Source organism: Candidatus Poriferisodalis sp., from assembly GCF_965208555.1.
Classification (GTDB): Bacteria; Actinomycetota; Acidimicrobiia; order Acidimicrobiales; family Poriferisodalaceae; genus Poriferisodalis.
The window spans coordinates 403,818-429,316 of sequence record NZ_OZ242342.1 but is presented as its reverse complement, the minus strand read 5'-3'; the positions used below and the strand labels follow the sequence as shown (position 1 = coordinate 429,316).

Annotated in this window: 19 protein-coding genes; 11 read left to right on the top strand and 8 right to left on the bottom strand. The window is 64.4% G+C overall.

The window, feature by feature from the left end:
- Positions 1-294 precede the first annotated feature (294 nt).
- Complete coding sequence (locus ACOGXE_RS02000; RefSeq protein ID WP_419932285.1) at positions 295-1,017, top strand: hypothetical protein; 723 nt, start codon at positions 295-297, stop codon at positions 1,015-1,017.
- 33 nt (positions 1,018-1,050) lie between these two features.
- Here the strand turns inward: ACOGXE_RS02000 and ACOGXE_RS01995 are convergent, their stop codons facing one another.
- The 8 genes from ACOGXE_RS01995 to ACOGXE_RS01960 form a co-directional block, all read right to left on the bottom strand.
- Positions 1,051-1,827, bottom strand: coding sequence for a hypothetical protein (locus tag ACOGXE_RS01995; protein WP_419932284.1), 777 nt, complete (start codon positions 1,825-1,827; stop codon positions 1,051-1,053).
- Between the two features lie 479 nt (positions 1,828-2,306).
- Positions 2,307-3,590 carry a cytochrome P450 gene (locus ACOGXE_RS01990; RefSeq protein WP_419932283.1) on the bottom strand — a complete coding sequence of 428 codons (1,284 nt, stop codon included), beginning with the start codon at positions 3,588-3,590 and terminating at the stop codon, positions 2,307-2,309.
- The gene (locus tag ACOGXE_RS01985) at positions 3,587-4,375 is read right to left on the bottom strand and encodes an ABC transporter ATP-binding protein (RefSeq protein WP_419933464.1); all 789 of its coding nucleotides are present in this window, start codon (positions 4,373-4,375) and stop codon (positions 3,587-3,589) included. Before ACOGXE_RS01985 ends, ACOGXE_RS01990 begins: the two co-directional genes overlap by 4 nt.
- A 59-nt stretch (positions 4,376-4,434) precedes the next feature.
- A complete protein-coding gene (locus ACOGXE_RS01980; RefSeq protein ID WP_419932282.1) occupies positions 4,435-6,135 on the bottom strand; it encodes an ATP-binding cassette domain-containing protein in 1,701 nt (566 codons plus the stop codon).
- Positions 6,122-6,979 carry a branched-chain amino acid ABC transporter permease gene (locus tag ACOGXE_RS01975; RefSeq protein WP_419932281.1) on the bottom strand — a complete coding sequence of 286 codons (858 nt, stop codon included), beginning with the start codon at positions 6,977-6,979 and terminating at the stop codon, positions 6,122-6,124. Before ACOGXE_RS01975 ends, ACOGXE_RS01980 begins: the two co-directional genes overlap by 14 nt.
- A gap of 15 nt (positions 6,980-6,994) precedes the next feature.
- Positions 6,995-8,362 (bottom strand): ABC transporter substrate-binding protein, encoded by a 1,368-nt coding sequence (locus ACOGXE_RS01970; protein ID WP_419932280.1) that lies wholly within the window; start codon positions 8,360-8,362, stop codon positions 6,995-6,997.
- 47 nt (positions 8,363-8,409) lie between these two features.
- The gene (locus ACOGXE_RS01965; protein ID WP_419932279.1) at positions 8,410-9,303 is read right to left on the bottom strand and encodes a phenylacetaldoxime dehydratase family protein; all 894 of its coding nucleotides are present in this window, start codon (positions 9,301-9,303) and stop codon (positions 8,410-8,412) included.
- 21 nt (positions 9,304-9,324) lie between these two features.
- A complete protein-coding gene (locus tag ACOGXE_RS01960) occupies positions 9,325-10,371 on the bottom strand; it encodes a carbon-nitrogen hydrolase family protein (protein WP_419933463.1) in 1,047 nt (348 codons plus the stop codon).
- A 206-nt stretch (positions 10,372-10,577) separates the two neighbouring features.
- Here ACOGXE_RS01960 and ACOGXE_RS01955 point away from each other — a divergent pair, with 206 nt between their 5' ends.
- From ACOGXE_RS01955 to ACOGXE_RS01910, 10 genes are all read left to right on the top strand, one after another.
- The gene (locus ACOGXE_RS01955) at positions 10,578-11,537 is read left to right on the top strand and encodes a helix-turn-helix domain-containing protein (protein WP_323672379.1); all 960 of its coding nucleotides are present in this window, start codon (positions 10,578-10,580) and stop codon (positions 11,535-11,537) included.
- A gap of 21 nt (positions 11,538-11,558) precedes the next feature.
- Positions 11,559-13,124, top strand: coding sequence for a 5-carboxymethyl-2-hydroxymuconate semialdehyde dehydrogenase (gene hpaE, locus ACOGXE_RS01950; RefSeq protein WP_419932278.1), 1,566 nt, complete (start codon positions 11,559-11,561; stop codon positions 13,122-13,124).
- Positions 13,125-13,129: 5 nt separating this feature from the next.
- Positions 13,130-13,522, top strand: coding sequence for an aromatic ring-opening dioxygenase subunit LigA (locus ACOGXE_RS01945; RefSeq protein WP_419933462.1), 393 nt, complete (start codon positions 13,130-13,132; stop codon positions 13,520-13,522).
- Positions 13,519-14,364, top strand: a complete 846-nt coding sequence (locus tag ACOGXE_RS01940; RefSeq protein ID WP_419932277.1) for an extradiol ring-cleavage dioxygenase — start codon at positions 13,519-13,521, stop codon at positions 14,362-14,364. Before ACOGXE_RS01945 ends, ACOGXE_RS01940 begins: the two co-directional genes overlap by 4 nt.
- Before the next feature lie 142 nt (positions 14,365-14,506).
- On the top strand, positions 14,507-14,677 hold the full coding sequence (locus ACOGXE_RS01935; RefSeq protein WP_419932276.1) for a hypothetical protein: 171 nt from the start codon (positions 14,507-14,509) through the stop codon (positions 14,675-14,677).
- A complete protein-coding gene (locus tag ACOGXE_RS01930) occupies positions 14,674-17,436 on the top strand; it encodes a cell wall-binding repeat-containing protein (RefSeq protein ID WP_419932275.1) in 2,763 nt (920 codons plus the stop codon). Before ACOGXE_RS01935 ends, ACOGXE_RS01930 begins: the two co-directional genes overlap by 4 nt.
- Positions 17,437-17,751: 315 nt before the next feature.
- Positions 17,752-18,843 carry a hypothetical protein gene (locus ACOGXE_RS01925; protein ID WP_419932274.1) on the top strand — a complete coding sequence of 364 codons (1,092 nt, stop codon included), beginning with the start codon at positions 17,752-17,754 and terminating at the stop codon, positions 18,841-18,843.
- A 299-nt stretch (positions 18,844-19,142) separates the two neighbouring features.
- Complete coding sequence (locus ACOGXE_RS01920; protein WP_419932273.1) at positions 19,143-20,696, top strand: hypothetical protein; 1,554 nt, start codon at positions 19,143-19,145, stop codon at positions 20,694-20,696.
- Between the two features lie 38 nt (positions 20,697-20,734).
- Positions 20,735-22,969, top strand: coding sequence for a hypothetical protein (locus tag ACOGXE_RS01915; protein WP_419932272.1), 2,235 nt, complete (start codon positions 20,735-20,737; stop codon positions 22,967-22,969).
- Positions 22,970-23,069: 100 nt separating this feature from the next.
- Positions 23,070-25,436, top strand: coding sequence for a cadherin-like beta sandwich domain-containing protein (locus ACOGXE_RS01910; protein WP_419932271.1), 2,367 nt, complete (start codon positions 23,070-23,072; stop codon positions 25,434-25,436).
- Positions 25,437-25,499 lie beyond the last annotated feature (63 nt).

The window sequence follows — 25,499 nt, the reverse complement described above, 5'->3', positions numbered from 1 at the left end:
TTGCCTGCCGGCTCGAATTCAGGACTCGAGGTCATAGCACCGATTGACGACCCTCCGGCCTCCCGATGGGCTTTCCGAGCGAGTGTCCAGGCGCACGACGGCGATTGTAGATCTGGATGTCCACGGCGAGCACCGGCGAGGGGCGGGTGCGCTGCTCTTGCGCAGCTCAGACGATCGAGACACCGCTCTAAGACATTGTTATTAATTTTCAGTGTGTTTTGATATACCAAGATATGCTGGCATGTGCGTGCCGATTTCGGCCGAACGTGACACGAATCCATGGAGGAGACCCCAGTGCCTGCTGATCACATGCCAACGATTCCCGCATCGCCAGCAGGCGCCGAGAACGCCGCACCGGCTGCACTGCGGCTTGTAGGCGGCACTTCGACGGCGCCCGACGCAGTGCTGGCGAGCACAGCGGGGCCGCTGCGCGAGCTGTGCGTGCGCCCGTGGGATGACCCCAAGCTGGCCCGCCGCGGTCACGATCCGCGCTCGGCATATGCGGAGCGCTTCTGGGTCGCGGTGCTGGGTCCGAGCGCCATGTGGTTCTTGCGGCTGCTCGCACGCGAGCTCGACGAGTTGGCACCGGGCGAAGACCTGCGGCTGGATCTCGACTCCACCGCGCGGCGTCTCGGGCTGCAGCATCGCGGCGGTCGCACGAGCACCTTCATGAGAACTGTCGACCGCTGCGTCATGTTCGGTCTGGCCCGCTTCGCCGATGACGGAACGCTGATGGTGCGAACGCACCTGCCGCCGGTGCCGCGCCGGCTCCACGATCGCCTTCCTCGGGAACTGCGCGACGAGATCGAGCACTGGTTCCGCACGGGCGAACGCTCCGAATTCTCGCTCGGAGAAACCCGCCTGCTGGCTTCGTGCATGCTGATGCTCGGCCATGGCCTGCACGAATCGGCCGAGCGCCTTGTCACCCTCGGAGTGGCGCCCAACGCCGCCAACGAGGTAACCGCATGGGCGTGGGCGCAACGATGCACCCGACCCCGCCCACGCCAGCACCGCTGACTGCCTACCGGGCCTTGACCGACCGGCAACCAGTCATCCAACAGACTCCATCGGATCCGGCTCGGCTCCTCGAAGCCGTCGTGATTGCTGAGTCGTCAAGGCTCCGGGCTTGAATTTCTGGATGAGCCGGGTATCGACATTGCCCAGCGAGGCATGCTCCTCACAGCCCGTCAGCGGGGACTGCTTTGGCGACGGATGCAGCCCGCAGCGGCGCAGCGTTGGCAGGCGCCCCGACGTGACGCGCCAGCCACCGACGCCGGATGCCACAGGGTGCTGACACATTTTGACTTTTGTGTAGTACACACGCGCGTGTACCCACACAGATAGGTCAAAACAATGCAACTGAACCCGACACCGAGAACCACCGTTGGAATGCACCGGCGATTGAGAGCGGCAGCCATGGCAGTGGTGTTTGTGGCTACAGCGCTCGCCGCTGTAGTGCTGCTCGCGAGCAGTGCCGAGGCGCACCCCCAACGCGTTCGGCGCTGCTCGTACGGCCCATTTCCCGTGTGCTGGTACGTGAACGTTGCTCACACTCATGAAGCGCCGCCCACCACCGATCCCCCAGATCAGAGTGATCCTGACGAGACTGACGTTGAGCAGCCGGACGTTGATGACGATGAGGGCCAGGACGGAGGTCAGAGCGAGGGCGATCAGAGCCAGGACCGCCCTGACGAGACTGACGTTGAGCAGCCGGACGTTGATGACGATGAGGGCCAGGACGGAGGTCAGAGCGAGGGCGATCAGAGCCAGGACCATCCTGACGAGACTGACGCTGACCAGCCGGACGTTGATGACGATGAGGACCACGGCGACATCCAAGCGGACGGCGGACGTCCCGGCGGAAGCGACAGCGAGGACGCCGATCTGCCACCGTGCAGCCGAGACCAACTCCCGAGCTCCAATCAGGAACGGATGCTGCGAGCCCTGTGATGACCAGCGCGGTGAAGCGCCCTCGGGGAGGAAGCGGCGGATTGAGGCCGCCAATTCAAGGGGACCTATACGTACGGATGGCTGCACACGGGGTCACTATGAGGATCGTTCCGTCACTGCTGTTGTCCGACGCGTTGTAGAACGTGCCGTGCGTCTCCATGCTGCCCGGATCGTTCAACACTCCCCGGATGAGCGCCTCGAAGCCCTCATGGTTGCCGTCCCACGCTGACACGCACGGCTCGAACGCTTCCGCTGCCGTAGCCGGGAACGCACTCGCGGGCTGCGTCGCAAGCGGCGCTGCGGTCGTGGCGGCAGCTCTACCCATGTGGAGCTGATCCGCTCACACGACTTGCCTCTCACCAGGCCACATGCAACTCGGTGGGTCCGCGGAAGGTGATATTGGGGAAGTAGTCGAGATCTTGACCTGTCGAAGCTAGTTTCAGCGAAGGCAAGCGCTGGGAGAAGATCTCGGTGACGGTCTGCGCTTCGAGCTTGGCGAGATTGGCTCCTAGGCAGTAGTGCACGCCTTTGCCGAATGAGATGTGCCGGCCTGCGTTGGGACGGCGAATGTCGAAGCTGTCAGGTTCGCTGAAGGTGCCCTCTTGTCGGTTGGCTGAGGCGAAGTTCAATAAGATTGCTGTGCCGGCGGGCACGTCGACGCCAGCGATGATCGTGTCACGGGTGGTGATGCGCCGCCACGAGATTTGGCTCGAGTTGAATCTCAAGACCTCGTCGACGGCGTTCGGTATCAGCGTGCGGTCCTCGCAGATCGCAGCCCACACGGTGCGACGGGGCAGCAGACACAGCAGGGTGTTGCAGATGAGAGCGGTGACCGCTTCGTGACCGGCGAAGGACAGGCCGTAGATGACTGATTCGACCTCGCGGTAGCTCAGATCGTCGGGGTTGGCCTCGTGGGCGTCGATCAGTTCGGACGTGAAGTCGTCGCCACGGTTGCGGCGCTTGTGCGCGGTGAAGTCCCGGCAATACCTCCAGTAGGCCAACATGTTCTCGGCGATCTCGACTTGCTCGGCTGCTGTGGGGCGTCCCCAGGAGAAGGCCTTGCGGTCGCCGCACCAGGCCTTGAGCTTCTCGTCATCGCTCTCGGGGAATCCGATGAAGCGGAAGATTGTCTCGCCTGGAAGCGGGAATGCGAAGGAAGTGACGAACTCCGCCGGCGGTCCGCTGGTGATCATCGCGTCGATCAGCTCGTGGCTGCGGCGCCGAATGTAGGGCTCCAGAGAACGAATCCTGCGATTCGAGAACCCTTGGCGGGTGTATCGGCGGATCCGACCGTGGTCCGGCTCGGGTCGATTTGACATCACCGCGGCCGGGTCGAAGTCCTCTGCTGAGAGGATCGCGGCCGCCTCGGGGGACAGCGGATACACCGGGTCTTGGACGTTTGTCGACGCGAATGTGTCGTGATCCGAGAAGACGGCTTCGATGTCGGCCATTTCGGTGACGACCACGCAGCCCACATTGGGGGCGTAGAACACTGGGTGAGCGGATCGCAGTGCCGACGCGATGGGGTATGGATCGGCCAAGTAGTCGTCATCGAGCGGACTCCATGTCCTGTGCACGGGACACCCTGCTGGAGCTGGTGGAGTCTCGGCCGGCTGCTGGTGGTAGGTGTTCTCGCTCATGGGAAGCTGCTCCTGCGGCTCGCCGGTGGTTCGCTGCCGCCGGCCGCTCCGCTCTCGGTGGTTCTGGCCGCGGATCGGCCGGAGCGGCTGCTGGCGGAGAGGTCGGACTTCGGCGCACTCAGGTAGGCGGCGCGCAGCAAATCAGGTCGCTGCTGGACTTGCCGCGCCGCGCCCCGCATTGCGATCTCTCCGCGGGCCATGACTACGGCGCTGTCGCCCACGTTCAGTGCCTTGTCGGCGAACTGCTCCACCAGCAGCAGTCCTATGCCGGTGTTGGCCAGACGTTCGACGGCTTGCAGCATCCGGTCGATGACGGCGGGAGCGAGTCCCAGCGAGAGCTCGTCGATCATCAGAACCCGCGGTTGCCGCAATATCGCTCGGCCCAGCACGACCATTTGCTGCTCGCCTCCCGACAGAAGGCCCGCGGCGACCGACGCTCTGGCCTTCAATTCAGGGAAGAGTTCAAAGGCGGGGCTGAGATCGGCGCGGCCCGCCGTTACGAGGAAGTTCTCCTCAACGGTCAGTTCTTCGAACACGGTTCGCCCTTGTTGGACGTACGCAAGTCCCGCTCGCACTCGGTGCTGCCGCGATGACCGTGTGATGTCCTTCTCGCCCAGCAATACTCGGCCGGCGCTGGGATGCACCACGCCGCTGATTCCGTCCAGAAGCGTGGACTTGCCCGCGCCGTTGGCGCCAAGCAGCACCGTCACTTCTCCAAGGGCAACCGATAGGTCGATGTTTCTGACTATTGACTGACCTAGCCGGTCGACTCGCAATCCCTCCACCCGCAGGACGGCAGGCTGCTGGCGTTCGGAGTGAGTTCTTTGGTGCTGTCCAGCTGAGGTCACTTCTCGGCACCCAGATACGCGGCCACAACCTTGGGTTCATCGAGTACATCCCGGGGCGAACCAGTTGCAATCAATTTGCCGAAGTCGAGTACGGCAATCGAGTCGCACAATTCAAGAATCACGTCGATGTCGTGCTCGATAAGCAGAACAGCCACGTCCAGGCGCGCCGTGACCGCCGCCAGGCAGTCCACGAAGGCTTCTCTGTCAGGTCCGGCCAGACCGGCCGTCGGCTCGTCGAGCAGTGCGATCCTCGGTTGAGGCATCAACGCGCCGCAGACTTCGAGGATTCGCCGTGATCCCACATCAAGGGTCGAGATCGGGGTCTGGGCAGCGGGGAGCGGGAACCAGTCGAGCGCTTCCGCCACTGGCGTGCTCTGTCGTGTCATGCACAAATCGAGGTAGCCGCCGACGGTCAGGTCCCGCGGCGTATGGCCCTGCTGGAAGGTCCGTCTGAGACCCCGCAATGCACGTTGGCGGGGCGGGAGCGCAGTGATGTCTTCACCGTCGAGAAAGAACCTTCCGGCATGGCCCGTCGTGAAACCGCTCAGTGCGTCCACCAGGGTCGACTTGCCGGCACCGTTGGGACCGATCAACCCGAAAATGCCCCCCTCGGGAACGGACAGGCTGACATCATCCAGCGCCTTGACCGCGCCGTAACTCACCGATACCTGCCGGATCTCGAGCACGGTGCCGTCGCTGCCGGCGCGGCCATGTCTTGGCGCCGACGGGCGCGACGCTGAAGTGTCGGTCCCCATCGAAGGGTTCTCGTGCCGCACAAGAGGCCTGCGGACAGCGGCCCGCACGGCTGCCGCTAGGCCGCCCTCGCCGCGGCTCAGCGCGACGACTCCCCCGACGGCGAAGAGTATCGGCGCGATGTCTCGCGGAAGCCCGATGTCGCTCAAGAAGTTGGGAACGAGATGGCCGAACAGTCCAGTGAGCAAGGCGCCCTCGAAGTGCCCTGCCCCGAACATGAGGGCTGAAGTGAGGATGGTCATGGACTCGATCGGCTGGAAGCTGGCCCCGCTCACTATGCCGTTGAGAGCAAGCAGCAAGGCACCGCCCACACCTGCGATGGCAGCACTGACCGCGAAGGCGGAGATCTTGGTGACAACGACGCTGCGGCCCATCGCGGCCGTGGCCCTCTCGCTGTGGCGCACCGAGAACCACCATCGGCCTATACGTGAACGCCGTAAAGCAGTTACCGCAGCCCCGATAACGCCGAGCACTCCAGCGCAGAACAAGAAGAAGCCCGCGTCGCTGTCTGCGAAGCCCGGCGGATTGACCCGATTGCCCTCGATCAGACCCGGAAAGCCGTCGGCGAACACAACCCTGGCTACGGCTGCGCTGAACAGCAGAGTGAACACCGCCAAGTTCAGGCCGCGCAGCCTGAGTGCGGGGACTCCGACGGCGATGCCTACCGCGAAGGGCACTGCTGCCGCGAACGGAAGCAATGCCAGATATGGGAGGCTCGTCTTGAGGTTCAGCCATCCAACGGTCCAGGCGCCTATCCCCGCAAAGGTCATCTGGCACAGCGACAACAGCCCGGCGTTGTCGTAGATCACGCCCACGCTCACTGCGACCACAGCCGTGATTACGGCGCTGGTCAGCAAGAACAGCCAGAACGGCCCGGCCAACTGCGACACGAATAAAGCGGCGGCGCAGTATGCCGCAGCGGCGGTCACATCAACGCGCCGCATCCCACACCTCCTTGCGCTGAGTCCACAGCAACACAGCGGCCGCGACCAGGAACGGGACGGCGCCTCGGAATTCCGACCATGTCTCGCGATAGGACGACACCGCCTCAACCACGCCCACGGAGATGCCGCCGATGAAGCTCAGCCCGAGACTGCGAAAGGCCCCGACGAGAGCCGCAGCCATCGCCGGGAAGACGAGGAATCCCAAGCTGGAGAAGCTGCCGGGAAGGTTCGACGCCACCACGAGCATCCCCACGGAGGACACGAAGCCGGTGAAGCCCCACACGAGCGCAGTCCGGGAGAACAACGGAACTCCGAGCAACTCAGCGACTACGGGCCGCTCTGAGATCGCTCGCACCTGAATGCCGACCCTTGTGGATCTGAGGACCCAGCCCATCGCCAGCACCGTCGCGAATGCGATTGCCAGCACGATCACAGTCGCTGCGGTGACCACGACACCGCCGATAGACACTGAGGCACCGGGGAGGATTACAGGTACCGCCTTAGGCGCGTCGCCGAACAGACGAAAGCCCACAGCGAATAGCCCCACCGTGGTGGCGATCATCGCAGCGGTTCGGATCGCGGCTCCGGCTTCGCCGAAGAGCCGGGCGAACAACAGCCCGATGGCTATTGACAGCGTGGACGATACGGCGATACCCGCCACGGCCGCCCACAGCAGCCCCCAGCCGCGTTCAACGGCGCCAGCGGCCAAGTAGGCGCCGAATGCGCCCACCACCGTTTGGCTGAAGTTGACCACGCCAGCCATCCGATGCAGGACAACGATGCTCACGCCCAAAATGGCGTAGGCGCCTCCCGCAGCGAGTCCGGCGAAGACCAGCGTTAGCACCGCCGCCCCTGCGGCTCAGCGGGGAAGTATCACCCACTCGTCGGCCGCGGTTACCCATCGGCCGTCGCGCAGCTCCACGAATTTCGACGCCTGGTTCGGAGCGTGGACGTCGCCGGGCCCGAAGGCGTATGGCGTCCCCAGCAGCGGCGTCTCGTATGGCTCAAGATTGAGCATGGCTTCGGCCACCGACTCCCGGTTGACCTCCCCGTCGATGCCGCGCAGAGCCTCGACGAAGATCGTGGCCGCCAAATAGCCGCCCTGAGCGAACGACGTGAGCGGCACACCTGCGCTCGTCATCAAGGCCTTCCAGTCGTCGAGCGCCGGAGAGTCCGAGCCATAGGGCTCGAACTCCGAATTGGCCTGGAGCCCGTTGCCGGCACTGCCCAACTGGGAGGCGATGGAATCGGTGTAGTAGGAGGTGAGTCCGATCCAGACGATGTCATCGAGACCCTGCGCATCGATGGCCCGCCCCACGGCCAATGCGTGCGGCTCGACGCCGTCGATGACGACCGCTTGGCAGCCCGCGTCGCGAGCCTGCAGCATCAGCGGCGTCGGATCGTCCTCGAGCGTGGCAGCCTTCACTCGGAAAGCAAGAGACTTGCCAGTAATCGACTCCCAGCGTGCCACCGCAGCATCAAATGCGGGCGCAAGGTCCGGGATGACAAACAGGTTGATGTTGCAGACCCGTTCCAGCGCCAAGGTCTCCGACGCGTAGTACAGCGAGACCGTAATGCCCGCGTATGGCCCGGTGTTCACCGGGGAGATGTTCGATGACAAGAAACACAACGGGTCCACGCCGGTGCCCTGGATCGAGTACACACCCTGCTCGGCGTAGAACCCCGAGTTGACCGCACACTCGAGCACGCTCGCTGACCCGACGAGAGCGACGACGTTGTCTTGTTCGACCAGCTTGCGAGCGGCAGCTGCGGCACCTTCGGGCGCGCCGCCGTCATCTTCGACAATCAGCTGAAGGGGCCTTCCGCTGATCCCGCCCTGATCATTGACGCGATCGAACACCGCCTTGGCCGCAGCCGACGCTTCAGGAAAGAGCGCTCCGCCGGTGAGTGAACTCACATTGCCGACCTTGATCGGCTCCCCGTCGGCCATTTCAGGCTCGTCTTCGGGTTCCTGCGAAACGGCCGCTGACGTATCGTCGGCTTCGCTGGTGCCGGCCTCATCCGGCGCGTCATCCCGAGTGGCCTCGGTGGATTCGGAGGAAGGTTCGCTTGCCGGCGCCGAGGTCTCGCCGGCGTCGGCTGCCGGCACCGTTTCTTGCGACGGTGCGCCGTCCTGGTCGTCACCGCACGACGCGGCAAGCAGACACACCGCGAGCGAGGCAGCCAACCACGCATGCAGCCTGAGGCGGCCATTGTGTTGTCTCATTGTCGTCCTCCTTGGGGTCTTCTGTCGGCAACGTGTAGGTGCATGTCTCACGACGCGCCTGCCAATGGCGAGGCCACAGTTCCAGCGACATGAACGCCTCCGGCCGGTATCGCGGCCACTTCGTGCCAGAGTCGAAGCTCGATCTCGAAGCCCAGATCGGCGACCATCGACAAGAAGGAGTCGAATATGGCTAGATGCGTCGGGTGCGACTTGGACCAGTCCTCCAGCGCCTTGAGGTCCCGAAACCAACCCACGAAACTCGTGGACTCAAGATCCTCGCCGTCGATGGTCTGCTCGCGAAGGAATCGGCTCGAGATGCAGCCCGTCTCAGGATGCTCGGCCAAGAAGGCAATCCCGGCAGCCAGGTTGGGCTCGACCTCAGTGAAGTAGAGGCGCCGCTCTGCCTCTCCGCAGTGCGCCCAGACTTGGCCCGATCGGATCAGGCACAGATTCCCAGGCAGCGGTTCCGCGGGTTCCGAAGCCAGATCCTCTTGGGCGCTGGCTGGTATGCGGTCGCGGGCCGCGCCCCAGTACTCATGGACATCAGTGATGTCGGCCGCCAACAAGTTCCGCACGCCTGGGGTTTTCTCGGGAGTGGAGTGAAGGGTCTCCCAACGATCGGATGGGATGATTGCGGTCTCGAGCATCACCCCGGGCCTGCGCAGGGCCTGGGAATGTCGACACCACCGCGTCTGCGACTCCGGGTCAGTCCAGTATCCGAGGAACACCGTCACCCCGTCATTGGTGTTGACGAGGCGAGCACGCTCGAGGTGATCGGGATTATCGGCGCCGCTGGTCAGCTCTGTCTTCAGTTCCTCGACAACCGCAGAGTCGACCTGGCCCCACACCAAAATGATCGAAAAAGCCGTGCGGGCGGGCAGATCGACAGCGCTCCAGGCCGGAACGTTGGGCACATGGTCCTCAGGCCGGTTGCCGGTCATCACTACCCCTCGTGCCGGTGTTCAGCCCGCCGGCAGCAGGGACGTTCCGTCATCCGTCCCGGCGCGGGCGTCGGCGACAGCCGGTACCGGCGGATCCGGCTCACCGACGATTTCGACCGCGGGCTGGGGACGCTTGTCGAACAAGAGCCGGGTGGCGTCGGGACGGGAATAGTGCCCGCTGGGGTCGGCAGCCATTTTCGAGATGGCGATAACCGACAGGTCGATTTCGGCGTAGACGAGCCCCTCGGCGTGCTCGTCCAGCAGATCGGAGAGGAGAGATCCGTCGGGACCGTAGACGCGGCTGCAGCCTCCGCCGCCGCCTCCAAGAAAAGCGGCGTGCTGGTCGTTGTCACAGAACAGCTCCATGCCTGCGGGGCCTGTGACAGTGGTCGCTGCGAGAGCGAAGTTCGAACCCTCCACCGCATAGAGCTGCGTGGCGTTCATGTTGACCTCCATGCCGAGGGCGTGCGCGCCGCCGCGATACAGGCAGAAAGAAGGCCAGCTGGCGACGTGGACTTGCTCGCCCTGGCTGTACATGGCGAACTTCGACAGCGGTTGTAGATGCTCCCAGCAGTTCAGTGCCCCGAGGCGGCCTATGCCCGGCGCATCGAGCACGTGCAGGTGGCTGCCGTCGCCTTCGCCGAACATGGCCCGCTCGACATGTGTGGGCTTGAGCTTGCGGCGGGTAAAGAGAATCTCGCCGTCCGGGCCGAAGATGAACTGTGCCATGTACAGCGAGCCGAAGTCCTTCTCGCTGGCACCCATCACCACGGTGATTTCGTTGTCTCCGGCAGCCTGTGCCAGACGGTTGAATCTGGCATCGCCGACCACGATCGAGTTGGCGTGATACCGGGGAACGAACCGCATGCCGATCGCCTGGGCGTCGAGCCACAGGAAGTGCGGATAACCCGGAATCCACAGCTCAGGGAAGGCGACCAGCCTCGCGCCCTCGGAGGCAGCTTCCGCTATCAGGGACACCGCCTTCTCGATTCCCGCATCGACATCAAGCCAGCACGGCTCGGCTTGGACGGTTGCTACCTTGAATGGTCCATCGACGCTCACCGTCAGCACCCCCTGAATTGCTTGCGGGCGCCAGAACTCGGCACCGTTGCACATCGGTGCTTGGCAACGTAGGGAGCGCGTGCGATCAGCCCTTCCCTGTGAGCGTGCAGTTCTTTGTCTGTCAGCGCACACATGACCCACTGCGCGCGGCCGAATCGTCGCTGCGCTTAGTCTCTGTTGTGTCAGCGCGCCAACTAGTGGCGGGGTGCGACATGAGCATCGCAGCGACAACTGACTCGGTATCGGCCAAGGAACGGTTCGACTTCTGGCACGAGGTGATTTGCACGGCGTTCGTTCGTCTCGAGGCCGAAACACTTCCGTCAGAGCAGCCCTTTAGAGCCGAGATCACGAGTTCAGATCTCGGCCCACTGACCCTCAGCCGAGTACGCGCCCAGCCTCACGCAGTGCAACGCTCCGCCAGGTTCATCAACGAAGAGCCCCGAGACGAGGTGCTGGTCTCGGTGCAGCTCCGAGGCAATGCCGTCATTCAGCAGGACGACCGCCAAGCGGTGCTCGAACCCGGGGACTTCGCAATGTACGACGCCACCCGGCCCTACGACCTCGTCATGCGCGAGCAGTTCGAAATGCTCGTGTTCCAATTCGACCGTCGATTCCTGATGGAGCGCTGCCCCTCACCCGAGCGGTTGACAGCGGTGAGGATGTCCAACGACACCACGGTCAGTGCCCCCGTCTCGGCCTTCCTGCGCTCGCTGGCGCCGTATGCGCTAGAGGACGAGAACTCGGTGTCGCGTCAGCTGGCTACGAGCGCACTTGACCTTCTCGGCGTGGCACTCGCCGACCGCTTCGGGGCAGACGGAAGCCCCAACGCCGGGCGCACCAAGCATTTCCTGAGAGCGTGCACCTACATGAATGCGTACGCATCGGACCCCGACCTTTCTCCGGCCCGTATCGCATCGTCGATCGGTGTGTCGTCCCGCTACTTGCACGCCATATTCAAGGATCACGGCATGACGGTGAATGAGTACCTGATGAAGCGCCGCCTAGCTCGATGCATGGACGATCTGCTCAATCCCACCGCCGTGAATCGCACGATCACCGACGTTGCACACAACAACGGCTTCAAGACATCCGCCCACTTCTCGCGTCGCTTCACCGAGGCCTACGGTTGCTCCCCCAGTCAGGTGCGACCAGCGGTTGGTTCCCGCAGCTAGCACCTGGGCCGGGGTGGACTGGTGGCAGCGGACGCCCAGGCGAGACGGCACGCCGGCCTCTTGCCGCAGACAGCCGACTTCGCTGCGAACCTTGAAGCCAGCCGCCGACACCTCGCCCGTTTCGCGGCAGCACCCACGCTGCACCTGATCGGCGGTGTGCCAACCGCCAGCGCATCGGGTGAGACCTTTTCCAACCAATCGCCCATCGACGGCACGCACCTAGGAGAAGTGGCCGCCGGCGATGCAGCCGACGTCGCCGCGGCGGCATCAGCGGCCCAAGACGCCTTCGAGGAGTGGTCAGCCAAGTCGGGCGAGCAGCGCAAGCGAATCCTGCACACTGTGGCCGACGTCATCATGGCCCGCGCTGACGAGATCGCCATCGTGGAGTCGGCGGACACCGGCCAGACCATTCGGTTCATGTCGTCAGCCGCAGTGCGGGGAGCGGAGAACTTCCGATTCTTCGCAGACCGGGCCCCCGCCGCATCAGACGGACTCGCCCTGCCGTCCGAGCACCATCTCAACTACACCAGCCGCCGAGCGATCGGCCCGGTCGGAGTGATCACCCCGTGGAACACCCCCTTCATGCTTTCGACGTGGAAAATCGCCCCTGCGCTGGCCGCGGGCTGCACAGTTGTCCACAAGCCCGCCGAGTGGAGTCCCCTGACAGCCAACCTGCTGGCCGAGGCAGCCGCTGATGCCGGCCTGCCAGCGGGGGTGCTCAACGTCGTCCACGGCTTCGGGGAGACCGCGGGTCGGGCCTTGACCGAGCACCCTGATATCAAAGCCATCGCATTCGTCGGCGAGTCGGCAACAGGATCGGCTATCCAGGCTCAAGGAGCGCCCACGCTCAAGCGAGTCCATTTTGAGCTCGGGGGGAAGAACCCGGTGATCGTGTTCGATGACGCCGATATGGAGCGGGCACTCGACGCGGTGGTGTTCATGATCTACAGCCTCAACGGCGAGCGCTGCACCAGCTCCAGCCGCCTGCTGGTGCAGGAGTCCATTCACGATGAATTCTGCGCACGAGTTGCTGAGAGAACGCGAGCCGTGCCTGTGGGCCACCCGCTGGATCCGGACGCGGTGATCGGGCCGCTGATCCACCCGCGCCACTGTGAGAAGGTCCGCTCATACATGGACATAGCGAGGGCTGAGGGTGCCATCGTTGTCGAAGGAACGCCGTGGGCTGACGCGCCTCGGGATGGCAACTGGACGGTCCCAACGTTGATCACCGGCGCTTCTCCCCGCATGCGAATCGCCCAAGAGGAGATTTTCGGCCCTGTGCTCACCGCGGTGCCGTTCAGCGGCGAAGCAGACGCCATCAAGATCGCCAACGACACCGACTACGGCCTCGCGGCCTACATCTGGACGAGCGAGATCGGTCGCGCCCATCGAGTCGCCCAAGCCTTGGACGCAGGGATGATCTGGGTCAACAGTCAGAACGTCCGCCATCTCCCAACCCCGTTCGGGGGCACCAAGGCATCGGGAATCGGCCGCGACGGCGGTGACTGGAGCTTCGACTTCTACATGGAAACCAAGAACACCAGTATCGCCCTCGATACCCACCACATCGCCAGGCTCGGTGTTTGAACGCGATGAGCCTGTACTACGCGCAAAAGTTCCTGTACCAGCTCAACCGAGACACCGCCGTACAGGACGCATACCGCAGCGACCCTCACAGCGCGCTGACCGGATATGAGCTGACCGACCAGGAGATCGAGGCTCTGACCGCCCCCGACATCGGCCTGCTCTACGTCTTGGGAGTAAACGGCCAGATCTTGATGCACTTCGCCGCATTCCACCAAGTCAGTTGGGCTGACTATCTCCAGCTGATGCGGGATGGCATCGCCGAACACGGTCCGGTGCGAGCAGGCGTCTACGCGATGACAGGTTACGAAGGAGTGGACAGCCGCGCAGCCGGCCTGGGCCAACAGAGCCGTGCCATTCATGGCATCGGAAATCCCAGTGAAGCAGGGTCCCAGCAATGACCTTGGTCTATGCAGGCTGCGTCAGCCACGCGCCGGGAATAACCGGCCGCGCAGAACAGGCCGACCCCGAATTGCGTGACGAGTTCTACGCGGCTTACGACGACATGCGACAGGCCATCGAAGCCAGCGGCGCAGAGGCGATGATCGTCCTAGCAGCTGAGCACTTCGCAAACTTCTTCATGGACAACATGCCCAGCTTCGCCATTGGTATGGCCGACTTCTACAACGGCCCCATCGAGGACCCAGCGTGGTTGGGCATCGACCGGTTCCGAGCTCCAGGCGACCGAGACCTATCGCAGCGGCTCATCACACAAGTCATGCAAACCGTCGACGTGGCCTACGCCGAGGAGTGGAAGCTCGACCACGGAATCGCCGTGCCCCTGCACTTTCTGACTCCTCGTTTCGACCTGCCCATTGTCCCGACCAACATCAACTGCCAGGGACCGCCTCTCGCGCCGCTGCACCGAGCCTGGGCTTTCGGCGAGGCACTACGACGGGCTGCCGACTCGGTGCCGGAGAATATCGCCTTGGTGGGCACCGGCGGCATCTCCCACTGGCCAGCCACACCTGATTCGGGCACGATCAACGAGGCTTGGGATCGCGAATTCCTTGATCGGTGGCAGCGAAACGACCGCGAGTCGCTGCTTGGCTATGACGACCTGTCTGTATACGCGGAAGCCGGCCAAGGCGGCTTCGAGATCCGCACCTTTGTCGCCATCAGCGGTGCAGCCAGCGGCGCTACCGGCACAGTTCACTTCTATGCCCCGATTCCGATCTTCGCGGTCGGCTGCACCGTGGCCTCCTATGACCTCGCCCTAGGTGCTGTGCCCAACTCTGTCTGAAAAGCAGCTCACACGGCAGCACCAAGAGCGGCACTGCGCACAGCCCAAGTTGAATCATGCTGCATTTGCTGTCCTGCTGGGCTGATTTGTCAGAGTCGGCATATGTGTGTGACCTGTCTGTGCAGGGGTAACGTGCGCGGTCATGAGATTCGCTCGTGTGTCGGCGGGCTCTGAGCCGGGTTCCCCGCTGCGCGTGCCGGCTTCGACCGATGCCGCCGATCACGGCAGCCGCGCTGGGCGGATCGTGGCGGGAGCGAGTCCGGCTGGTTCGCTCGGCGGCGGGGGTGACACCGAGCGTCCGCAGGGGGCGTGAGCAGCCGCGGCGCAGGCCGTGCCGCAGCGGCAGCGGCGCTGCTGGCGGCGACTTCGTGGCTGGCGGTCGGCGTCGGCGCCGACCCCTCGGGCGCAGCCAACACCGCCGCCGAATACCTGGTCGACGGCGACGACGACGGGGTCGCCGGCAGCCGGCCCTTTGCCGGCCGCGACCGCTACGACACGGCGCTGCTGCTGGCGCGCCGGTACGCCGCAGTCCGGGGCGGCCTGGGCTCAGTGCGCACCGCGATCGTGGTGTCCGGCGAGTCCCCGCCCGACGCCGCTGCGGTCGCCGGCCTCGCGGGCATCGAGAATGCACCGGTGCTGCTGGTGCGGCCCGGGGGACTGCATCGGGCAGCGGCGGAATTCCTCGAAGACCACGACGTGAAGCAGATCTTCGTCGTCGGGGGACCCGCAGCGGTGCCCGACGACCTGGTGCCGCAGCTCGCCGGCCTGGTCTCGCAGCCGCAGGTGACGCGCCTGGCGGGCGAGGACCGGTACGCGACAGCGGCAGCAGTCGCGTCCCACATCGGCGGCAGGGCGACCTGGTGCACCTCCAACGACTCGACCGCGGTGCTGATCAACGGCGACGCGCGCTCCGCGATCGATGCGGCGGCCATCGGACCGCTGACATACGCCTTGGGGCTGCCGACCGTGCTGACACGCACGTCGCGACTGCCCGAGGCAACAGCACGGTTCCTGCGAGAGCACGACATCGACCACGCGGTGGTCGTCGGCGGTGCTGACGCAGTGGCTGAGTCCGTCATCACCCAGCTCGGCCATGCAGGAGTGCCACACACAACGCGCCTCGAAGGCTCAGGCGCCGCGCAGACCGCAGCCCGCATAGCCGACCTGATGCACGGCGACTGCGCCTTCGCGAGCGGCCGGCGCGCCTCGCTGGTGGCGCTGGTCGGCCGCGAGGCGGCGATGGACGGTCTGGCTGCAGCACCGCTGCTCGGCGAGGGCCTGGGCAGCGGGCGGGCGCTCCCCGTGCTGGTTGCCGGCGACTCGCTTCCCGCCGACACGGCGACGTGGCTGGCTGCCACGCCCGTCGAGGCGGACCGGCTGAAGACCCACCTGCGCATCGTGGCGATCGGCGGCAGCGGCGCCGTCAGCAGCGAGGCGATGGCCGCCGCCGTGAAGGCCGCCACGACCGGGGGGCCGTTCACCGCGACCATCGCGGCGCGCGCCGGCGAGCGCAGCTTCACCATCACCACCAGCGATGCGCTCAACGTGGAACTGCCCGACGCGCAGGGCAAGGCACATGACCTGCTGTACATCAACGACGTACCCGTGCATCTCGCGCCCGTGGGCGGCCTCGACGTCCTCCCGGGCGAACCGTGTCTCGAGCCCCGACGGTTCAAGATCAACCTGCGGCACCCGCTCGAGGCCGGCGACGTCATCGAGCTGCGGCCGACCGAGGTCAGGTTCGGAGCGCGCGACGACCGGAGGCCCTTCAGCCCGGCGAGGCTCGTGGTGCCCGAACCGGCAGTTGACACTGCGGCGCCCAAGGTCCGCATCGTCGCCCCGGCGGGCAGCGAGTCCCTGCTTGCGGTCATCAGCGACGACAGCGAGCTCGACGAGATCATCGTCAATCCCCGCCAGGTCAGGGTGATCACACGACGCGGCACGGCGGTCGTCGCCGCCGAAGACACCCCGGAGGTGCTCCCCCTGCACGAGGCAGCAGTGTTCGCCCTGAGGCTGACCGCGCCGACGGGCTACACACGGCCCGCGGCCGGCGGCAGCGGCAGCGAACTGGTCGCACCGGGCGGCGCATACCGGCTCGAACCCGGAGACCGGATGCTCCTGCGTCACGGCGTCGCCGTCGACGCGGCCGGCAATCGCAGCAGGGCCGGCAGTGTCAACGTGACCGCCCCGCAGCACTCGCTGCGCGCGGTCAGCATCAGCGTCGCTGCGGCCAAGACGCGCGACGAGGCCTCCACGGACGCGGTCTCGGGGGACGCCGACGACGACCTCTCGGGCGCTCAGGCGCTGCTGGCCGGCACGCTGCGCATCACGGCACGAGATAGCGGCGACGCAGCGGGAGCGCTGGGCATCACCTGGGAGGTCCGCACCAGCCGTCTCAGCACGCACGATCCCGCCGTCGAGCAGATCGGCATCGACATAGCAGTGTCGAGCCGCGACAAGATCATCAGCATCCGGTTCGCCAGCGGCACGCCGAATTTCGGTCAGCTCGCCGACGCGCTCAACGCCGACGCCGGCTTCGCACGGCACTTCGAGGCGGACACCCCCGAGGGGATCTGCGCGGGCCGCGCTCAGACCGTCGACCTCGCCCACCCCGACATGGACGGCGCCACCCGACTTGCCGGCGGCGTCACCGTCGCCGAGGTCACCGTCCGGTTCAACAACCTCGTCCGCCGCTACCGCAGCGAGAGCCAGAACCTGCCGTGTCCTCAGTCCGGGACGGGGGTCGGCCAAGAGGCTGTAGCGGACGCGGAGGCTGGGGCACGCGAATTCGTCGAGCACGTCCTCGCGGGCATCGTGACCGATTTCACCACCCTCGCCGCTGCAGAGGGGGCCGGCGACATCTTGTTGTTCGAGGCGCCGGTGCCCTATGACCAGATGAAGTTCAGGTACACCACGCTGGACCCCTCACGCGGCTCGCTGCTCGGTGTCTCCCGCTACGACGTGGTCGAGATTCCCGCCGGCGCGATGTGCGGCTATGGGGCCGATGACCCGGCCACCGGCGAGGACGAGAGCCTCAGCGTCAGTTCACGGCTGAGACCGCAGCGACGCTGAATCGCCCTACAGATCGCACTGTCACCCGGGTGCTTCCGTGCGCTCGGCGACCATTCCGTGGCCCTTGAGCCCAGCGGATGGCCTCGCTGGAGGCGGGTGCCGGTGCTGTGCCGATCGTGCCGTGCTGACGGAGCCATGCTGATGCTGTGGTGATGGAAGAGTGCTGACCTGAGTGTGCTGTAGAGTCGGCCCAACAGTGTCGGCAGCTACTCGGTGTCGGCAGTTGCTTCGAAGGAGCGAGTGGTGGACGGTGCGATCGGGCGTTCTGTGCGGGGAGGATCAGCGCGATCGGCGCGCCGCCTCGCAACGGTCTGTGTGGTTGCGGCCGCGCTCTTGGCAGCCGGCTGCACCGCAGACGACGAGCCGCAGGCCGACATGCCCGACGCGTCCGTCGTCGAGACCGAAGAGGTCACTGCGGCGACGGCCGCCCCAGCTACAGCACCGAGTGCGACGACATCGACGCCGGCAAGCGCAGAAGCCGAGCCGGAGCCGGCGGGCGATGATGTCGATTCAGAGCCGGCGGGCGACGATGTCGAGGCCGAGCCGGCGGGCGACGACGCCGAGGCTCAGCCTGACGAGGCAGCGGTCAGCGACGGGCCGCCGCCGAAGTCGGATGCCGCGGCCTACACCCGGTTCGTCGTGAGCCAGGCCATCGACCTCTACGACAGCGCAGGGTTGGATGCCCTGCTTGACGAGGTCAACAGCCCCGACAGCGTCGACGGCCAGTGGTACGTCTTCGTCGTCGACTCCGACGACACGATCATCGGTCACTACGACGACAACCGCCTGGGGGCTGACCTGAACGGCTGGATCGGCACCGACGTCAACGGGTACGTCTTCGGAGCCGAGATGCTCACGGCCACCCAGGCCGGCAAGTGGGTGCCCTACGTCTTCTCCAATCCGGCGAGCGGCGCACTCGGCGACGAAGACTCGTTCGAGTTCAAGAACGCCTGGGTGGTGCGTCACGACGGCCTGTTGTTCGGCTCGGGCTGGTACGTCGACACCGAGGAGTTCGCGCCTCAGCTCTTCTCGGAGGCGGCCGAGCATTTCCGCAGCGGCGGGCTGGAGGCTTTCCTCGAGTTCTCCACCGAGCCCGGAGGCGTCAACACAGGCCTCATACCGCTCGCGGAGTACTACAACCGCACCGTCACGCTCGACGGGCTCTTCACGGGAATCGCCGCTGCTCCCGACGGCACGATCCTGGCACACATCGATCCCGGGCTCATCGACACCGACATTGAAGATCTCCTGGGGCCCGCAGTGCGCAATGCCACCGCCGAAGGCGGCTGGATCACCGCCGACGACAACCCTGAAGGCATCGGCCCCGAGACCATGCGCATGTGGCTGATCGACGTCGACGGAACCCTCATCGGCGGCGGCTGGTACCGCCTCGCTGAAGGCGGCTGAGCCGCGAATGGGGGACAGCTCTGCGCCCGCTCAACGGAGACCGCTCGTTCTGCAGACGCCGCGAATCGTCCGCGGCACCGCCTGAGAAAGGAACCGTCATGGACAGGTCGATCCGCGAAGCTCGCCAGCGCGAGGGTTCTGCTCGGAATTCGCTCGCTCATTGGCGAACGATGCTGTCGCTTCTTGCAGCATTCGTGCTCATGGTGGCGACGACGGTGAATCCCGTCGGCGCTCAGGAATCGTCCGAGTCGTCGCCCGAAGACTCTGTCGGTGACGATTCAGAGACGCAGACAGAGTCGATGCCGCCGCTGGTGATCGGCGGGGGCAACTCCGCCGAAGTTCCCAGCGGGTTTTCTGGCGTCTTGGGGCGGTTCCACATCGTGGCGGATCGTGTCGTAGCGGATGACGACTCCGCTGTCGGCGACTCTGCTGACAGCGACTCGGCGGATGACGACTCCGCTGACACCTGTGCGGACGACGACAATGCTGACGATGAGGTTCAATGGTCGCTGTCCGGCCCCGACAGCGACCTCTTGCAGATCAGCAACAGCGGCGTGCTGTGCTTCGCGGCGCCGCAATATGCGCAATTCGTGGGCGGAAACGACGCCAATGGCGACGACGTGTTCGAGGTCACGGTAGAAGCCAGCACCAGCGCTGGCCGCTCCGGGTCTGCCGACACAAGTGTAGGCGTCATCGGCGACGGACCCCGGGTGATCGACATCCATCTGGGTCCTCCGAACCCCGACGAACGCTTGATCCTCAAGGGCGAGCGTTCTGTCTACTATCCCGGCGACACCATCAGCGCCACGGTCACGTTCGGCTACGGCGACGCTCCGATATCAGTTCGTGTCGGGGGCTCACCTCGGCTGATGCTGAATGTCGGAGGCACAACCCGAGTCGCCGAGTACAGCTCGTCGCATCAGTCGCAGGTCTTCTTCGAATACACCGTTGCCGCCGACGATGAAGACGCTAATGGAGTTTCGATTGACAAGAATTCTCTGCGCCTCAATGGCGGTTCGATAGCCGACAGCAACGGAAGCAAGTCGCCCTTGACGTATTCCCAGGTGGCATCCAGTCCCGATCACGTGGTGCGTCCGGTGCCCTTCGAGATAACGGGTCCGACATCGTTGACGAGGTACGGGGGGGCCAAATTCGTCTACAGGTTCACCACGGCTGAAAACAAATGGGTGAGGTGGATTCTGATTGGCCCAGACAGCCAGCACTTCCAAGCATCAGGCGAAGTCGGTGACAGCGGCAAAACAGTCGATCTGCTTTTTGCCAGCCCCCCAGATCACGCCACGCCGCTCGATGGCGACGGCCAAAACGACTACGAAGTGACCATCGTCGCCATTGCGGAAGAAGACATCCTCCATGCGGAAGAAATCGGCTTCGACATCGGCAGAATTGGGGGATACGAGGCGTCTATTGACCTCGTGGTGACTGTCGTCGCTCCTCCTCCCGAAATCGACAATATCTCCTTCGGTCAGAGTCCTGGCAGGAACGTCTCATCGGGTACGAGTCTTGATGACGGCAACTACGCCGTCGGTGACGTCATCACGGTGAATGTCGAATTCGACACGAGCGTCACGGTCACGGGCACGCCTCAGATCGCGCTGGACATCGGCGGGGTCGAACGCCTGGCCGATTACCACAGCACTGACGCAGCGGTGGTCGTGTTCCGCTACACGGTCGTCGAAGGCGACGCCGACAGCGACGGCGTGACGATTCCTGCGAACTCCCTGCGGCTCAACGGCGGCACGATCGCCAACGCCGATGGAACCGCAGCCGAGTTGAAGCACACCGCGGTCGAAGGCGGCTCCTCTCAGAGGGTCGCCACTCCAGGCGGGCTGTAGAGCCCCGATAGATCTGGTCCGCAAGCAAGGAAGTTGACATGGACCGGCCAAAGACCCAATTTCGGAGGCCCCAGGCCGAGAGGATTGCCGGGCACAACAGCTCCCTGACTTCGGTATCCCGGCGGCTGATACAGCTTCTTGCTGTGTTGGTGCTCCTGCTGGCAGCGGCGGTGAGTCCCGCCGGCGCCCAAGAATCAACTGAATCGCAGCCCGAGGACGCTGGCGGAGAAAGCGCCGTTGACGACCGTGCCCGCACGCTGACGCCATGGCTCCACAGGGTGAGCGAGTCGGGCACCGAGACGAACCGCACGACAGTGCGGGCTGACTTCATTGTTCGTGTCGCATTTCTTCGCGACGGGTCAGCAGTGCAAGTGACAGATTTCGACTTGGACAGTGTCGAAGTGGTCAATGGAACCGTCTTGAGAGCCATCGATCATCATCGCGGCCCGCATATCAAGTTCTTCGAGATTCGACCCGACTTCGGCGCCGACTCTGAGACTTTGACGGTGTCGGTTCCGGCAGGGAGTGTGGAGTTCGAAGGCGAGACGAATGAGGCGGGCTCGATTGAGTTTACGATTGGCGCCCCGTTGACGGTTGCTTGGGAATTGCAGTCTCCCGAGCCGATTACCGCTGCCGAATTCGATGTTCAACTGCGCCTTTCACACCCGGTGGTTACTGCCGCTGATGATGGTACGGCCTTCGAAGCATGGTCGGATATCGACGTCACGGGAGGCTGGATAAGCGATGTTCGGGGCCTGAGCGATCCGCAGCTGTACCACCTCACGCTACGTCGGACTGATCTCGGCCGAGGGTCGGTAACGCTCCATGTGCCCGCGAAGCGGTTCGTGATACGTCAGGCGAGCCAGGTTCATGAGTGGAATCAGGAATCGGAAATCCTGACGGTGACGACGCACCCAGTGCCGCTGACGCTCCAAGGGCGCACGTCCTATGCGGTCCCCAGCGGGTTCAGCGGCGATGTGGGGTCTTTCAGTGCGACAGGTACCAGCGAGAACGTCGAATGGTCACTGTCCGGTCCTGACAGCGACATGTTGCAGATCAGCAGCGACGGCGACCTGGGCTTCGCCGCCGCGTACCAGTACTCAGGCGGCGACGACTCCGACGGCGACGATGTGTACGAGGTCACCGTGGAAGCCAGCACGAGCGGCGGCCGCTCCGGGTCCGCCGACGCAACCGTCACGGTCCAGGGCGACGGGCCTGCGGTGCTTGGCCTCGATTTCCGCCTAGCTGGAGGCCCTGTGTTCTACCCCGGTGACACCATCCGCGTCAGGGTCCACTTCGGCGACCCCGCGGCTCCGCAATGGGCTCAGCTCGAAGAGCCAGTGGTGGTCGACGGTGCACCTCAGTTGCTGCTCAACGTCGGTGGCACTGCACGAACCGCCGAATTTCTCTCCGCACGCGGGCCATATGTATTTTTCGAATACACCGTTGTCGACGGCGATGAGGACAACAACGGCGTCTCGATTGACTCCACTTCCCTGCGGCTCAACGGAGGCTCAATCACTGACAGACGGGGAAGGCACTCGCCGCTGACGCACGGCCCAGTGACGGACAGTGCCCCACACCTGGTTCAGCCGCCGCCTTTCGAGATACTGGGCTCGTCATCGGCGACGGTCTACACCGGAACCGACGAGTCAGTCGGCACCTTCAGCGTTACGAAGTACGGCGCGTATGTGTCTTGGTCCTTGGAAGGCGCAGACAAGGACGACTTTCGACTCACCGACGTCGATGATGGGGTTTCACTGGAGTTCGCCAGCCAGCCGCATCACGCCGAGCCACTCGATGCTGACGGTGACAGCGACTACGAGGTGACCATCGTTGCCAGCTCGCAAGTCTTCGAGGGTTACGAAGCGACGCTCGACGTCGTGGTGACCGTTTCGGCAGCTCCTCCCAGGATCCAGAGTGTCGAGTTCAGTTCGAGTCGCGTCGGCGGCAACTATTTCGTCGGCGATGTCATCACGGTGAATGTCCGATTCGATTCCGGTGTCACGGTGACGGGCACCCCGCAGATTGCGCTGGACATCGGCGGAGTCGAACGCTTGGCCGACTACGCAGGCAGCGACGGAGCAACGGCCGTGTTCCGCTACACGATCGTCCAAGGCGACTCCGACAGCGACGGCGTGACGATTCCCGCGAACTCTCTGCAGCTCAATGGCGGCACGATCGTCAACGCCGACGGAACCGCAGCCAAGTTGAAGCACAGCGCGGTCGAAGGCGGCTCCTCTCAGAGGGTCGCCGCTCCAGGCGGGCTGTAGGCCCCGACAGGTCACCGAGAACTACCGAGAAAGCGAAGTCGGCATGAACAAGAAAGGCATCCTGATGCAAGGGTCAACAGGCCGAGACAAGAAGTACAGGTTGACAGCCGGGTTAGCCGGCCGGCCGTCCCGACTGCTGATGTCGCTATTGGCTGTCTTCGCGCTCCTGGTGGCGACGGCAGTGAACCCCGTCGGCGCCCAAGACTCGACCGAGTCGACGCCCGAGGAGTCCAATCCAGACCGGGATCCCTCGCGCGATCTTCTGAACCTTGACGATGACGGCCGTCAGTCTCCGAGATTGCAAGGCATCTGGTCCGATGGCAGCACCGTGTGGGTGAGCGACGGGCATATTGCCGACAAGATATTTGCTTACGACTTCGATTCCGGCGAACGCATTGCCGGCAAGGACTTCGACGGGCTGCGAGTCGACTGGCACAGAAGTGTTCGTGACATGTGGTCTGACGGGACTATCATGTGGGTGGTCATAGACGACGGCCCCGATTGGCTGTTCGCCTACGAGCTCGAGTCCGGCCAGCGCCGGAGCGAGCGAGACATCGACCTCAAAGAAACGGTAGCCCATGGCCAAGGAGAGTGGGACTCGAGGGGCAACGATATTCCGATAGGACTGTGGGGGAACGGCACTACTGTGTGGGTGTCGGATGACGATGGCGTAATTTATGCCTACGACTTGGAGTCGGGTGACTTCTTGGAGGAACGGTCCTTCGGCACCGGTGTAAGCGAGCGAAACTCGGCGCGTGGCATTTGGTCTGACGGACTCACCATGTGGCTCCTCGAAGGCAAGTCCAAGCAGATCCTGGCCTACGAGTTGGCCACCGGCCGCCGTCAGCCCCACTATGACATCGACGCCGACGTCGATGCCTTCTCGCAATTCACCTACGGAAGCGATACCGGTCCGGCAGGCCTCTGGTCTGATGGCGTCACCATGTGGGTGCCATTGGTCGAATTCGTCCTCAACGAAGGAACCTACGCCGCTAACCAAGGAATCTATGCCTTTCATATGCCCGAACGGCCGGCCCTGAAATCGCTCGGACTGAGCGACGCCGGCATGTCGCCCCGGTTCTCGACCGAGACCACCAGCTACCAGAGCGGCACTGTGCCCACCTGGCTCGACTCCGTCACGGTCACCGCCGAGGCGACGTCATTGACCGTCTCCGGCGATGCTCCTTCGGGCATTGTTTCCATCGAACCCGCCGACGCCGATCCGGACGAGGACGGCCACCAAGTAGACTTGAGTCCGGGAGCCAACACGATCACCGTCACCGTCACCGCTGCGGGCGGCACAGCCAAGGTATATTCGATCGAAGTCGAGCGAGACTATCCCGAGACCTTTGACCGGGTGCCAGAGCACGATGTCGAGTTCTCGCCAGAATTGGTCCAATCTCACGGGGGCAATATCAATCCTGGCGGCCTGTGGTCGGATGGCACCACCATGTGGGTTGGCGATTATCATTCAAACAGTGTGTTTGCCGTGAACCCCAAGACCGGGGAGCATGAGCCCGCACGCGATATAGGTGTCAGCTACACGATATGGTCATCGGACGGCTTGTGGTCGGATGGCACTACTATGTGGATATCCGACCCGTCTAACCCCAATGAGAGGCGGTTGGCCGCTCACAATCTCGAGTCCGGAGACCACGAGCCTGAGCATGACATCGAACTGCCAGTCGAAAACGGGCGTCCGAGCGGATTGTGGTCTGACGGCACAACTATATGGGTAGCCAACAGATCCAGCCAGCGGATCTTTGCCTATGACCTCGCGACCGGCGTTCTGGATGACACTTTGAGCTTCGAGACGGCCAGCGGCAATCGGAATCCGTCCGGGTTGTGGTCCAATGGAACCACGATGTGGGTGACCGATGACAACGACAAGACGACGGTCTATGCCTACGCGCTGGAGAGCGGCGCCGCGTTGACCAACTTCTGGTTCCACCCGGATGGCGATGGCGCCAACACGACGAAGCGCTCGCTGTGGTCTGACGGAGACTTCATGTGGCTGGGAGAATTCGCCGAACCCGAAGGCGACGACTTCTCTGGCACAGGCTCGCTCAAGGCCTACAAGATGCCCCCGAGTGCTGCGCTGGAATCACTCGAGATCGGCAGGGCCGTCGATACTGGGAGCGGAAGCGGAAGCTCAGCCAAGTCATCTACTGCCGCGACACCGGCAGAATCGCAAATTGAGTACATCGACTTCGGCACGTTCGCGCCGTTCACTCCGAACTACCGGGCGACCGTGAACAACCGCGTGAGCAATGTGTTCGTATCAGCGACCAGTGAGGTGAGCGACGCCACTGTCCAGATCGAGCCCGGCTCCGGCACTGGAAATCGGCACCAAGTGAACCTGGACGTGGGCGAGAACGAGATCACCATCTTGGTTCATTCCGCGGACGGCTCGAACTGGCAGACCTACACGGTCACGATTCACCGGAACCCCGTCGGGGGGCTCTAGGAGAGGCACTGTCAGACCGTCACCCCCCGGCATGACGGCCCTGGCAACCCCGACAGTGACACT

Bases quoted from the DNA above. Each gene is read 5' to 3' on its own strand.
- ACOGXE_RS01990 (WP_419932283.1), bottom strand. From the start codon at position 3,590: ATGAGCGAGAACACCTACCACCAGCAGCCGGCCGAGACTCCACCAGCT.
- ACOGXE_RS01980 (WP_419932282.1), bottom strand. From the start codon at position 6,135: ATGCGGCGCGTTGATGTGACCGCCGCTGCGGCATACTGCGCCGCCGCT.
- ACOGXE_RS01970 (WP_419932280.1), bottom strand. From the start codon at position 8,362: ATGAGACAACACAATGGCCGCCTCAGGCTGCATGCGTGGTTGGCTGCC.
- ACOGXE_RS01965 (WP_419932279.1), bottom strand. From the start codon at position 9,303: ATGACCGGCAACCGGCCTGAGGACCATGTGCCCAACGTTCCGGCCTGG.
- ACOGXE_RS01955 (WP_323672379.1), top strand. From the start codon at position 10,578: ATGAGCATCGCAGCGACAACTGACTCGGTATCGGCCAAGGAACGGTTC.
- ACOGXE_RS01945 (WP_419933462.1), top strand. From the start codon at position 13,130: ATGAGCCTGTACTACGCGCAAAAGTTCCTGTACCAGCTCAACCGAGAC.
- ACOGXE_RS01940 (WP_419932277.1), top strand. From the start codon at position 13,519: ATGACCTTGGTCTATGCAGGCTGCGTCAGCCACGCGCCGGGAATAACC.
- ACOGXE_RS01935 (WP_419932276.1), top strand. From the start codon at position 14,507: ATGAGATTCGCTCGTGTGTCGGCGGGCTCTGAGCCGGGTTCCCCGCTG.
- ACOGXE_RS01920 (WP_419932273.1), top strand. From the start codon at position 19,143: ATGCCGCCGCTGGTGATCGGCGGGGGCAACTCCGCCGAAGTTCCCAGC.
- ACOGXE_RS01915 (WP_419932272.1), top strand. From the start codon at position 20,735: ATGGACCGGCCAAAGACCCAATTTCGGAGGCCCCAGGCCGAGAGGATT.